This window comes from Telluria sp. ZT3P39 (assembly GCF_059685935.1).
Genome location: NZ_JCASIH010000013.1, coordinates 12,318 through 24,785 on the forward strand (window position 1 = coordinate 12,318; position 12,468 = coordinate 24,785).

The 12,468-nt window shown below is 64.5% G+C and carries 13 protein-coding genes; 11 read left to right on the forward strand and 2 right to left on the reverse strand.

What is annotated here, in order from left to right; translation table 11 throughout:
- Positions 1–11: 11 nt before the first annotated feature.
- Positions 12–602 (reverse strand): hypothetical protein, encoded by a 591-nt coding sequence (locus AC56LR_RS13630; RefSeq protein WP_497131110.1) that lies wholly within the window; start codon positions 600–602, stop codon positions 12–14.
- A gap of 203 nt (positions 603–805) precedes the next feature.
- Between AC56LR_RS13630 and AC56LR_RS13635 the strand changes: the two genes are divergently transcribed.
- Both AC56LR_RS13635 and hrcA read left to right on the forward strand, forming a co-directional pair.
- Complete coding sequence (locus tag AC56LR_RS13635; protein WP_497131112.1) at positions 806–1,519, forward strand: HAD family hydrolase; 714 nt, start codon at positions 806–808, stop codon at positions 1,517–1,519.
- Positions 1,520–1,579: 60 nt separating this feature from the next.
- On the forward strand, positions 1,580–2,596 hold the full coding sequence (gene hrcA / locus AC56LR_RS13640) for a heat-inducible transcriptional repressor HrcA (RefSeq protein ID WP_497131114.1): 1,017 nt from the start codon (positions 1,580–1,582) through the stop codon (positions 2,594–2,596).
- A gap of 50 nt (positions 2,597–2,646) precedes the next feature.
- On the opposite strand, the gene fur is transcribed toward hrcA, so the two are convergent.
- Positions 2,647–3,075 (reverse strand): ferric iron uptake transcriptional regulator, encoded by a 429-nt coding sequence (fur, locus tag AC56LR_RS13645; protein ID WP_497131116.1) that lies wholly within the window; start codon positions 3,073–3,075, stop codon positions 2,647–2,649.
- A 153-nt stretch (positions 3,076–3,228) separates the two neighbouring features.
- Here fur and AC56LR_RS13650 point away from each other — a divergent pair, with 153 nt between their 5' ends.
- The 9 genes from AC56LR_RS13650 to AC56LR_RS13690 all read left to right on the forward strand — a co-directional run bounded on the left by AC56LR_RS13650 (position 3,229) and on the right by AC56LR_RS13690 (position 12,467).
- The gene (locus tag AC56LR_RS13650) at positions 3,229–3,762 is read left to right on the forward strand and encodes an outer membrane protein assembly factor BamE (protein WP_497131117.1); all 534 of its coding nucleotides are present in this window, start codon (positions 3,229–3,231) and stop codon (positions 3,760–3,762) included.
- A gap of 12 nt (positions 3,763–3,774) precedes the next feature.
- A complete protein-coding gene (gene dapB / locus AC56LR_RS13655; RefSeq protein ID WP_497131118.1) occupies positions 3,775–4,587 on the forward strand; it encodes a 4-hydroxy-tetrahydrodipicolinate reductase in 813 nt (270 codons plus the stop codon).
- Position 4,588: 1 nt separating this feature from the next.
- Positions 4,589–4,915, forward strand: a complete 327-nt coding sequence (locus AC56LR_RS13660) for a barstar family protein (protein WP_497131119.1) — start codon at positions 4,589–4,591, stop codon at positions 4,913–4,915.
- A 157-nt stretch (positions 4,916–5,072) separates the two neighbouring features.
- Complete coding sequence (gene leuS / locus AC56LR_RS13665; RefSeq protein WP_497131120.1) at positions 5,073–7,730, forward strand: leucine--tRNA ligase; 2,658 nt, start codon at positions 5,073–5,075, stop codon at positions 7,728–7,730.
- Between the two features lie 3 nt (positions 7,731–7,733).
- Positions 7,734–8,240: an LPS-assembly lipoprotein LptE gene (locus AC56LR_RS13670; RefSeq protein ID WP_497131122.1), complete on the forward strand. Its 507-nt coding sequence runs from the start codon at positions 7,734–7,736 to the stop codon at positions 8,238–8,240.
- A 9-nt stretch (positions 8,241–8,249) separates the two neighbouring features.
- Positions 8,250–9,263, forward strand: coding sequence for a DNA polymerase III subunit delta (gene holA / locus AC56LR_RS13675; RefSeq protein WP_497131124.1), 1,014 nt, complete (start codon positions 8,250–8,252; stop codon positions 9,261–9,263).
- A gap of 84 nt (positions 9,264–9,347) precedes the next feature.
- The gene (locus AC56LR_RS13680; RefSeq protein WP_497131267.1) at positions 9,348–10,613 is read left to right on the forward strand and encodes a glutamate-5-semialdehyde dehydrogenase; all 1,266 of its coding nucleotides are present in this window, start codon (positions 9,348–9,350) and stop codon (positions 10,611–10,613) included.
- Positions 10,614–10,625: 12 nt separating this feature from the next.
- Positions 10,626–11,036, forward strand: a complete 411-nt coding sequence (locus tag AC56LR_RS13685) for a CopD family protein (protein ID WP_497131126.1) — start codon at positions 10,626–10,628, stop codon at positions 11,034–11,036.
- A 228-nt stretch (positions 11,037–11,264) separates the two neighbouring features.
- Complete coding sequence (locus AC56LR_RS13690; protein WP_497131128.1) at positions 11,265–12,467, forward strand: THUMP domain-containing class I SAM-dependent RNA methyltransferase; 1,203 nt, start codon at positions 11,265–11,267, stop codon at positions 12,465–12,467.
- Position 12,468: the final 1 nt, after the last annotated feature.

The window sequence follows — 12,468 nt, forward strand, 5'->3', positions numbered from 1 at the left end:
CTCCGGGAGAATTAAGGACGGTTGACGCAGGCGATGGCGACGTTGTTGACGTCGTTCGCGCCCATCACGCCGCTGCCGTTGGCAACCGTGCAAGTCTGGTTGTCGGGCTGGGTCAGGATGGCGACGCCATACGGCGCGTCTTCGTTCACCGGGGTCATGGCGAAGGTCGTGGCGCCCGCCGCAACCGGGATGCGGTCGGCGCCGTTGACCAGCACCAGGTTATTGCCCGTCAGGCCGGACACCGTACCGGTCAGCTTGTGCGTCTTGACGGTGCAGGCGATGACCACGGTGTTGATGGTGAAGGCGACCTTGCCGGTATTGCGGAAGGCCTCGCATTTCTCGGCATTGCTCGGGATGCTCTTGACCGTGACGTTATAGTCGGAATCGGTTTCCTGCAGCTGGCTGAAGAAGAAGGCTCCCGAACCGTTGGCCGTCGGGGCGATGGTCAGGTCGGATCCGCCATTGTTCTGCAGGACCAGGCCCGGTTTGGTTACGCCGGAAAACGAACCGCCCAGCCCCAGGTCGCCGTCGCTGCCGCCACAAGCGGACAGGGCCAGCGCGCACGCCAGCGCAGCACCGGCACGCAGGTAGGAACTCTTCATAATTTCTCCAAAAATCACAACTGGTGGAATGCACAACCGCGCACTGAAGGTGGCGGCGGATAGATAATCGCCCAACATTTTAGTCCATTTGGCAAGCTGCTGGACGGTTTGCCTTTGTATCGGGGTGTAACCGACGGGCCCGCATTGATTTCTAGTTCCGGGCTCGCTATGCTTGGCTGTACGTTTACGGAGCAGACCCCACCATGACACCCCAGCGCCGCCCCTGGCCCAAAGCCGTATTGTTCGACCTCGACGACACCCTGTGGCCGATCGCGCCGGTCATCATCGAGGCCGAGCAGGTGTTGTTTGCCTGGCTGCGCGAGCACGCGCCGCTGGTCGCGCAGCAGTTCACGATCGACACCCTGCGCCATGCGCGCCTTGAATTACTTGCACGCAAGCCCGAATTCCAGCTCGACCTGGGCGCCTTGCGCCGCGCCGGCCTCATTGCCGCCTTCGAGCAGGCCGGCGAAGATGCCGTCAAGGTCGAACTGGCCATGACCGAGTTCTTCGCCGCCCGCAACGCCGTGATTCCCTACGACGACGTGCTGCCCGGGCTGCTGCGCCTGAAGGGCAGGGTGCGCATCGCCTCGGTCACCAACGGCAATGCCGACCTGCAGACGATCGGCCTGGAGCGCCATTTCGAGGTCTCGGTCGCGGCCCCGAACTTCGGCGTGGCCAAGCCCGAACCGGCGATCTTCCTGGAAGCCTGCCGCCGGCTCGCCATTGCGCCGCAGGAGGCGGTGTACGTGGGCGACGACCTGCGCCTGGACGTGCAGGGCGCCCAGCGCGCCGGCCTGCGCGCCGTCTGGATGAACCGCATGGGCAAGGAAAACACCTTCGCCGGCGAGATCGAGCCGGACGCCGAGGTGCACAGCCTGGACGGCCTGGTCGACTGGCTCAAGCGCGCGCACGGATAACTGGCGCGGCCCGCGCCGGAGCGTGCATAATAGTAGCGGACCCTCCCGCCTTCCTGGAATATGCAACTCGAACCCCGCGCCCAGACCCTGCTCAAAGCCCTCGTCGAGCGTTACATCGCCGACGGCCAGCCGGTCGGATCGCGCGCGCTGTCGAAGATTTCCGGTCTCGACGTGTCGCCCGCCACGATCCGCAACATCATGGCCGACCTCGAAGAAATGGGCTATGTCTCCAGCCCGCACACCTCGGCCGGCCGCATCCCGACCCCGCGCGGCTACCGCCTGTTCGTCGATACTCTCCTCACGGTGCAGCATCTCGACGAGCACGCGATGGAATCGCACCAGATGCGCCTGCCCCTGCAGCATCCGCAAAAGCTCATCGCCAATGCTGCCCAGATGCTGTCCTCGCTGTCGCAGTTCGCCGGCGTGGTGCAAAGCCCGCGCCGCGAATCGGTGTTCCAGCAGATCGAATTCCTGCGCCTGTCCGAAAAGCGCATCCTGCTGGTCATCGTCGACCCGCGCGGCGACGTCCAGAACCGCCTGCTGCTGACCGACGTCGACTACACGCCGACGCAGCTGATCCAGTCGGCCAATTACCTGAACCAGAATTTCGCCGGCCTCACCTTCGACCAGGTGCGCCAGCGCCTCACCGGCGAACTGCGCGAGCTGCGCGACGACATGGGGCGCCTGATGGCGATGGCCGTGGAAACCGGCAGCGCGGCGATGGCCGAAGGCGACGACATGGTCATTTCCGGCGAGCGCAATCTGCTGTCGGTGTCCGACCTGTCCTCGAACATGAGCTCATTGCGCCAGATGTTCGACATGTTCGAGCAGAAGACGGGGCTGATGCAGCTGCTCGACGTGTCGAGCAAGGCAGGTGGCGTGCAGATCTTCATCGGCGGCGAATCGAAGCTGGTGCCGATGGATGAAATGAGCGTGGTGACCGCGCCCTACGAAGTCAACGGCCGCATCGTCGGCACCCTGGGCGTGATCGGCCCGACCCGCATGGCCTACGAGCGGGTGATTCCGATTGTGGATATTACGGCGAAGCTGCTGTCGAATGCGTTGAGCAATTCGTGAGGGGACCGCGGTGCGGAGTCCGTCGCGTACGGATCCGCATCCTTGCACCATCACCCCTTGCGTGGACACCCCACCTTGATACAGTTCCCGTAAATCGCCAGCGAATGCTCGGCGATCTTGTACCCGCGTTCGGCCGCAATCGCGTGCTGGCGCGACTCGATCTCTTCGTCGTAGAACTCTTCCACGTGACCGCAATCGAGGCACACCAGGTGGTCGTGGTGCGAGCCGGCGTTGAGCTCGTAGATGGCCTTGCCGGTTTCGAAGTGGTTACGGTTGAGCAGGCCGGCCTGCTCGAACTGGGTCAGCACGCGGTAGACGGTGGCCAGGCCCACGTCCATGTTCTCCGCTAGCAGGATCTTGTAGACATCTTCCGCCGTCAGGTGCCGAACGGAGCTGTTCTGGAAGATTTCCAGGATTTTCAGGCGCGGCAGGGTAGCCTTCAGGCCGCTGGCCTTCAGGTCGGTGGGATTGTTACTCATGTTTGTTGCTCGTATATTGGCGGAGTGCTTTATGATATAGCGTTTTGGAGCTCCCGCTCAAACGTTTTGAGGTTACCTATGCGCGTCAAACCAGCCGTTCTCCGTCGATTTTCAGCCCGGGCAGCCCTTGCGGCCGGCCTCGCGTGCACGCTGATGCTCTCTGGCTGCGCCGCCTGGCGCAACCAGACGCGCCCTGCGCCGCCGGTGAGCACGGACCCGGCCGCGGTTGCCGCCGACGCGCAGAAATCGGCGGCCGCCGCCAACGCCGGCGCCCAGACGGTCCAGGCCAGCAAGCTGCAGAAATTCATGTGGATCTTCTCGCCTTACCGCCCCGACATCCAGCAGGGTAACTTCGTCTCGCAAGAGATGCTGGCCCAGCTGAAAGAAGGCCAGACCAAGGAGCAGGTGCGCTTCATCCTCGGTTCGCCGCTGTTGACCGACATGTTCCACGCCGACCGCTGGGACTTCCCGTTCTACCTCGCGCGCGGCAACGGCGAGCTGACCACCAGCCGCGTCACCGTCTTCTTCAAGGACGACAAGGTCGCGCGCTTCGAAGGCGGCAACCTGCCGACCGAACGCGAATACATCGACCGCATCGCCGGTCCGGCCAAGGTCAGCACCAAGGCCAAGCAGGAAACCCGCCCGGTCGAACCGGTCAAGGTCGGCGGCGCCCCGGTCATCCAGTAACGAGGCCACAGCATGACGACGCAACTGAAGATCGCCGTTGCCGGCGCCAGCGGCCGCATGGGCCGCATGCTGGTCGAAGCCATCCAGGCCGCGCCGGACGCCATCCTGGCCGGCGCGCTCGACATCGCCGGCTCGCCCGCGATCGGCACGGACGCCGGCGCCTTTGCCGGCCAGCCGACCGGAGTGCTGATCCAGTCCGACCTGGCAGCCGCTCTGGCCAATGCCGACGTGCTGATCGACTTCACCCGTCCCGAAGGCACGCTGCGCCACCTCGAATACTGCGCCGCCAACAATGTGCAGATGGTGATCGGCACCACCGGCTTCGACGATGCCGGCAAGGCTGCGATCCGCGCGGCCGGCGAGAAGGTCGGCGTGGTGTTCGCCCCGAACATGAGCGTGGGCGTGAACGTCACCCTCAAGCTGCTCGAGATGGCGGCGAAGAGCTTCAATGAAGGCTATGACATCGAGATCGTCGAAGCGCACCACCGCCACAAGGTCGATGCGCCTTCCGGCACCGCGCTGAAGATGGGCGAAGTCATCGCCGATGCTTTGGGCCGCGACCTGAAGGATTGCGCCGTGTACGGGCGCGAAGGCGTGACCGGCGAGCGCGATCCATCGACCATCGGCTTTGCCACCGTGCGCGGCGGCGACGTGGTGGGCGACCATACCGTGATGTTTTTAGGGACGGGCGAGCGCATCGAGATCAGCCACAAGTCGAGCAGCCGCGTCACCTATGCCCACGGCGCCCTGCGCGCCGCGCGTTACCTGGCCGGCAAGCCGAAGGGCCTGTTCGGCATGGACGACGTGCTTGGGCTGAAAGCTTGATATGGCCACCGCTGAACTCAATGGCGCCGCCATCGTCGACGAAGCCTCCTTCCACCTCGAATCGCGCCGCGCCTTCGGCTTTCCCGACTCGTACGCGAACAGCATCGACGCCTGGGTCGACTGCCTGAGCTACCTGCGCGACGACGAAAACATGACCAAGTTCACCCTGAAAGCCAACGAGGTGCTGGAGATCGTGATCACGGATGCGGGCAAGATGAAGGCCACGGTGCCCGACCTGTTCGAGGAGATCGCCTTCTGCGTCGGCGGCATCAATGAGCGCTACGAGGATTATGGCGACGAGCCGGCGCTGGAGCTGGTGCTGCGCTAGATTCGCCTCGCCTGGCTGAACCGCCATCCCCGCTCGCGCGGCGGTGGCGGTTTTTCATTGGGGGCCGACCGCGCCCCAGGCCTGCAGCTTTCGCCGCAGTGCAAAATGAACCAGTATAATGTTCTGCTCCACTCCCTTTTTCCGTCCGCAGATCACCATGCAAGAAAAATATAGTCCAGCCGAAGTCGAACAGGCCGCCCAGGCCTACTGGAAGTCGATCGAGGCCTATAAAGCCGTCGAACACGACCCACGTTTCCCAAAAGGCAAGTATTACGCCTGCTCGATGCTGCCTTACCCATCGGGCAAGCTGCACATGGGCCACGTGCGCAACTATACGATCAATGACGTGATGTACCGCTACCTGCGGATGAACGGCTACAACGTGCTCATGCCGATGGGCTGGGACGCCTTCGGCATGCCGGCCGAAAATGCGGCGATGGCGAACAACGTGCCGCCGGCCGAGTGGACTTATTCGAACATCGCGCATATGCGCGGGCAGATGGAATCGATGGGCCTGGCCATCGACTGGTCGCGCGAGATGACCGCCTGCAAGCCGGAATACTACAAGTGGAACCAGTGGATGTTCCTCAAGATGCTCGAAAAGGGCATCATCTACCAGAAGACAGGTACCGTGAACTGGGACCCGGTCGACCAGACCGTGCTGGCCAACGAGCAGGTGGTGGACGGCCGCGGCTGGCGTTCGGGCGCGCCGATCGAAAAGCGCGAGATCCCGATGTACTACGTGCGCATCACCGACTACGCCGACGAGCTGCTCGATCACGTCGACAACAAGCTCCCCGGCTGGCCGGAGCGCGTGCGCACCATGCAGGCCAACTGGATCGGCAAGTCCACCGGCGTGCGCTTCGCCTTCCCGCACGAGGTCAAGGACGACAAGGGTGAGCTGATCAACGAGGGCAAGCTCTACGTCTTCACCACCCGCGCCGACACCATCATGGGCGTGACCTTCTGCGCCGTGGCGCCGGAACACGCGCTGGCCCAGCACGCGGCCCGCGACAACCCGGAGCTGCAGGCCTTCATCGCCGAGTGCAAGATGGGCTCCGTGATCGAAGCCGACATGGCGACGATGGAAAAGAAGGGCATGCCGACCGGCCTGTTCGTCACCCATCCGATCACCGGCGAACAGATCCCGGTCTGGATCGGCAACTACGTATTGATTACCTATGGCGACGGCGCCGTGATGGGCGTGCCGGGCCACGACGAGCGCGACTTCGGTTTCGCGCAAAAATACAGTCTGCCGATCAAGCAGGTCGTCGCCGTCGAAGGCCAGGAATTCTCGCTCGATGGCTGGCAGGAGTGGTACGGCGACAAGGAGCAGGGCCGTACCATCAATTCGGGCAAGTACGACGGCCTCGATTACACCTCGGCCGTCAATGCGGTGGCCGGCGACCTCGCCGGCCAGAACCTGGGCGACAAGAAGGTCACCTTCCGCCTGCGCGACTGGGGCATCTCGCGCCAGCGCTACTGGGGTACGCCGATCCCGATGATCCACTGCGGCGACTGCGGTTCGGTACCGGTTCCTGAAAAAGACCTGCCGGTCGTGCTGCCGGAACACCTGGTCCCGGACGGCACCGGCAACCCGCTCAACAAGGACGAAGCCTTCCTGAAGTGCGACTGCCCGAAATGCGGCAAGCCGGCGCGCCGCGAGACCGACACGATGGACACCTTCATCGATTCGTCCTGGTACTACATGCGCTATACCTCGCCGGGTTCGAACGAGGCCATGGTCGATGCGCGCAACGACTACTGGATGCCGATGGACCAGTACATCGGCGGCATCGAGCACGCCGTCATGCACCTGCTGTACGCGCGTTTCTGGACGAAAGTCATGCGCGATTTCGGTCTGGTGAAGTTCGACGAGCCGTTCGTGAACCTGCTCACCCAGGGCATGGTGCTGAACGAAACCTACTACCGCGAAGACCCGTCCGGCAAGAAGACCTGGTTCAACCCGGCCGACGTCGAGCTGACTTTCGACGACAAGGGCCGCCCGCAGAACGCGGTACTCGTCGCGGATGGCCAGCCGGTGAATATCGGCGGCACCGAGAAGATGTCGAAGTCGAAGAACAACGGCATCGACCCGCAGGCGCAAATCGAGCAGTATGGCGCCGACACCGCGCGCCTGTTCACGATGTTCGCTTCGCCCCCGGAACAGACCCTGGAATGGTCGAACAGCGGCGTCGAAGGCGCCAGCCGTTTCCTGCGCCGCGTCTGGGCCTTCGGTTACGCGCAGCGCGAGCGCATTGCCGCTGCCCTGGCCGGCCAGAAGCAGGGTTCGCTCGACGACGCGCAGAAAACCCTGCGCCGCGAAGTGCACAAGGTGCTGCAGCAGGCCGACTACGACCTGAAACGCATCCAGTACAACACGGTGGTCTCGGCCTGCATGAAGATGCTCAACACGCTGGAATCAAGCAAGCTGGCCGAGGGTGTCGCGTCGGACCGCACCGGCGGACCGGCCGTGATTGCCGAAGGTTTCTCGATCTTCCTGCGCCTGCTGAACCCGGTGGCACCGCACATCACGCACGCGCTGTGGCAGGAGCTGGGCTACGCCGCCGTGTATGGCGACATCCTCAACGTGCAGTGGCCGGAAGTCGACCCTGCCGCGCTGGAGCAGTCGGAAATCGAGATGATGATCCAGGTGAACGGCAAGCTGCGCGGCTCGGTCAAGGTGGCCAAGGATGCCGACAAGGCGACCATCGAAGCGGCTGCGCTGGCGGAAGAAGCGGTGCAGAAGTTCATCGAAGGCACGCCGAAGAAGGTCATCGTCGTGCCGGGCAAACTCGTCAACATCGTGGTGTAAGCGATGAAGACGATCGTGGTGCGGACTCTCCTGGCGCTGGTGGCAGCTGCAATCCTCGCGGGTTGCGGCTTCCAGCTGCGCGGCTCGAACGGCCAGTACAACATGCCCTTCCAGAGCATCTACCTGGCCTTTGCCGAAACCTCGCCGCTGGGCACGGAGCTCAAGCGCAACCTGCGCGCGGGCGACACCGTGCGCATCGAGAGCGACGCCTCGAAGGCCGAAGCGCTGTTCGACGTGCTGGGCGAATCGCGCGGCAAGGCCATCCTGTCGCTGAACAGCCTGGGCCGGGTGCGTGAATACTCGCTGAGCTATACGCTGGTGTTCCGCGTGCGCGACGCCAACAACAAGGTGCTGCTGGCCCCGACCGAGATCACCCTGCGCCGCAACATCGCCTTCGACGAATCGCAGGTGCTGGCCAAGGAATCGGAAGAAGCGCTGCTCTACCGCGACATGCAGGCCGACCTGGTGCAGCAGATCCTGCGCCGCCTGGCCGCGATCAAGCCGGTGTGAGGGTGACCCATGCAGCTGCGGCCTGAGGCCCTCGAGGGCCACCTGGCCAAGGGCCTGGCGCCCTTGTACGTGATCACCAGCGACGAACACCTGCTGGCGCTGGAAGCGGCCGACCGTATCCGCCGCACCGCGCGCACCCAGGGCTACACCGAGCGCGACGTGCTCACCGTGGAGCGCACCTTCAAATGGGGCGAGCTGCTGGCCGCGAACCAGGCGATGTCGCTGTTCGGCGACAAGAAGCTGATCGAGCTGCGCATCCCGACCGGCAAACCGGGCAAGGACGGCAGCGCGGCGCTGCAAAGCTATGCGAAAGACCTCAGTCCCGACAACCTGACCCTGATCACCCTGCCCAAGCTGGACTGGCAGACCGCCAAGGCGGCCTGGGTGACGGCGCTGCAGCAGGCCGCGGTGTATATCGAGATCCCGACCATCGAACGCGCCGCATTGCCCAACTGGATAGGCGTGCGCTTGAGTGCCCAGGGCCAGAGCGCCGACCGCCAGAGCCTGGACTTCATCGCCGACCGCGTCGAGGGCAACCTGCTGGCGGCGCACCAGGAAATCCAGAAACTCGGCCTGCTGCACGAGCCGGGCAAGCTCAGTTTCGAGCAGGTGCATGACGCGGTGCTGAACGTGGCGCGCTACGACGTGTTCAAGCTCTCGGAGGCGATGCTGCTGGGCGACCCGGCGCGCCTGGCGCGCATGCTCGACGGCCTGAAGGGCGAGGGAGAGGCGCTGCCGCTGGTGTTGTGGGCCGTCAGTGAAGAAATCCGCACGCTGCTAAAATTGAAATCCGGGATGCAGCAGGGACGCCCGCTGGGCGCGCTGCTCAAGGAACACCGCATCTGGGGCCCGCGCGAACGCATGATGGAGCCGGCCGTGCGCCGCGTGTCGATCGCCACGCTGGAAGCGGCCATGCAAGAGGCGGCGCAGGTTGACCGTATGGTCAAGGGCCTGCGCGCCAAGGCGTTTGCCGGGGATGCGTGGGATGCGATGCTGCAGTTGGCGCTGAGGGTGGCGCGCTAAACCGCATCGCGGCTGTTCCGACGCTGGTTGAACGCGCGGGCGGAAAATCCGCCCACCCTACGAAAACCGTACACGGGCTCAATGATGGACATCACCGAACACATGCACTCCATGGGCCGCAAGGCCCGCGCCGCATCGCGTGCCATGGCCAGGGCCGACGGCGCCACGCGCAACCGCGCACTGCTCCTGATCGCCGACGCCATCGAACGCGACGCCGACCTGCTGCGCGCCGCCAATCAACTGGACATGGAGGCGGCCCGCGCGGGCGGCCTGGAGCCGGCGCTGCTCGAACGCCTGGCATTGTCGGGCGCCGCGATCGAGACCATGGTCGCCGGCCTGCGCCAGATCGTGAGCCTGCCCGACCCGGTCGGCGAAATCACCAACATGAAGTCGCGCCCGAGCGGCATCCAGGTCGGCCAGATGCGCGTGCCGCTGGGCGTGATCGGCATCATTTATGAGGCGCGCCCGAACGTGACGGTCGACGCGGCGGGCCTGTGCATCAAGAGCGGCAATGCGGCCATCCTGCGCGGCGGCTCGGAAGCGATCAACTGCAACCGCGCGCTGGCCAGGCTGGTGAGCGAAGGACTGCAAGGCGCCGGCCTGCCGCTGGACGCCGTGCAGGTGGTGGATACCGTCGACCGCGCCGCCGTCGGCGCCCTGATCACGATGCCGCAGTACGTGGACGTGATCGTTCCGCGCGGCGGCAAGGGACTGATCGCGCGCCTGATCGACGAAGCGACGGTCCCGATGATCAAGCACCTCGACGGCATCTGCCACGTCTATATCGACGACAAGGCCGATATCGCCAAGGCGCTGCCGGTCGCCTTCAACGCCAAATGCCACCGCTACGGCACCTGCAACACGATGGAGACGCTCCTGGTGGCGCGCGCAATCGCGCCGAGCGTGCTGCCGCAACTGGCGGAGCTCTACAAGACGAAGGAAGTCGAGCTGCGCGCCGACGCGGAAGCCCATGCGATCCTGGCGGGCTACCCTTGGCTGGCGCATGCGACCGAGCAGGACTGGAGCACCGAATACCTGGCGCCGATCCTGGCCATCCGCATCGTGGAGGGGCTCGATGGCGCGATCGACCATATCAACACCTGGTCGTCGAAGCACACCGAGGCCATCATCACCGAAGACTACAGCGCCGCGCTGCGTTTCCTGCGCGAGGTCGATTCGGCCTCGGTGATGGTGAACGCCTCGACGCGCTTTGCCGACGGTTTCGAATACGGCCTGGGCGCCGAAATCGGCATCTCGAACGACAAGCTGCATGCGCGCGGCCCGGTCGGACTGGAAGGGCTGACCTCCCTCAAGTACGTCGTGTTCGGACACGGCGAAGTGCGCAGCTAAACAGGAACATGCATGCTCTGGATTAAGGCCTTCCACATCCTCTTCGTTGTTTCGTGGTTTTCGGGACTGTTCTACCTGCCGCGCATCTTCGTGAACCTGGCCCAGGAAACCGAGCCGGCAGCCACCGCGCGCCTGCTGGGCATGGCGCGGCGGCTGTACCGCTTCACCACCATGCTGGCGGTGCCGGCGGTGCTGCTGGGCCTCTGGCTGTGGCTGGGCTACGGTTTCAGCGGCGGCTGGCTGCACGCGAAACTGGCGCTGGTCCTGGTGACGATCGGCTACCATCATGCCTGCGGCTCGCTGCTGCGCAAGTTCGAAACAGGGCAGAACAAGCGCAGCCACAAGTGGTACAGGTATTTCAATGAAGCGCCGGTGCTGGTGTTGCTGGCGATTGTGATTCTGGTGGTGGTAAAACCATTTTGATTAGTACGGGTGTGATCAGCACCACTGCCCTCTGATCCGTCGTCCCGGCGAAGGCCGGGACCCAAGTTCGATGGTCCGCCACGAACGTCAAATTAGGTTCCGGCCTTCGCCGGAACGACGGTCTTAGGGTTCTCGGTGCAAGGATGCGCCGGACAACGGTCTTTCGCTTAGCGGTACTGATACCGCTAACGTATTTCAAGTTTTATTAACGGACAAAGGGTACCCCTCATGGCCTCATATTTTTGCCCATGCCCGCGCGGCATGGAAGCGGCGCTGGCCGAAGAACTGGGTGAAATCGCCCAGCAAAGCACCACCCTGAAGGTGCACAACCAGGTGCCGGGCGGCGTGCACTGCTCGGGCTCGATGCAGGACGCCTACCGCGTCAACCTGCACTCGCGCATTGCCTCGCGCGTCCTGATGCGCATGGGCCAGCGCAGCTACACCACCGAAAACGACATCTACGACCTGGTGCTCGAGCAGCCCTGGGAAGACTGGTTCGGCGTCGACCACACCATCCGGGTCGACGTCACCGCCGTCAAGTCGCCGCTGCGCAGCCTCGAGTTCACCACGCTGAAGATCAAGGACGCGATCTGCGACCGCTTCCGCGACCAGTTCAACAAGCGCCCGTCGGTCAACACCCGCGAGCCGGACATGCGCATCGTCGGCTTCCTGGATGCGCGCAACTTCATCATCTACCTCGACACCTCGGGCGAGGCGCTGTTCAAGCGCGGCTGGCGCGAAGAGACCGGTGACGCGCCGCTGCGCGAGAACCTCGCCGCCGGCATGCTGCGCGTGGCCGGCTGGAAGCCGGGCGTGCCGCTGTTCGACCCGATGTGCGGCTCCGGCACCATCCTGGTCGAAGCGGCCCAGATGGTGCAGGGCATCCCGCCCGGCGCGCGCCGGCGCTTCGCCTTCGAGCAGTTCGCCGATTTCGACCGCGAAGCCTGGGCCGCGATGAAGGCCGGGATCAAGCCGAACCCGCTGCCGAGCGAGCCGACCATTTTCGGTTCCGACATTTCGGGCGACATGGTCGAGATGGCGCGCCACAACCTGAAGATCGCCGGCATCATGTTCGATGTCCCGCTCAAGCAGATCGAGGCGCAGCACGTGTCGCCGCCGACCACGCAGCCAGGCATCCTCTTGACCAACCCGCCGTACGGCGAACGGATCGGCGTGCGCGGCGACGCCTCGATGGCGCCGGACGAAATGGCGGTGTCGTTCTACTCGGCCCTGGGCACGACGCTCAAGCAGCGCTTCGCCGGCTGGACCGTGTTCCTGTTCACCGCCGACCTGAGCCTGCCAAAGCTGCTGCGCCTCAAGGAAGCGCGCAAGACCCCGTTCTTCAATGGCGCGCTGGAATGCCGCCTGTTCCGCTTCGACATGGTGGCGGGCTTCAACCGCCGCGAAGAAGCCAAGCCGAAGCCGGAATAAC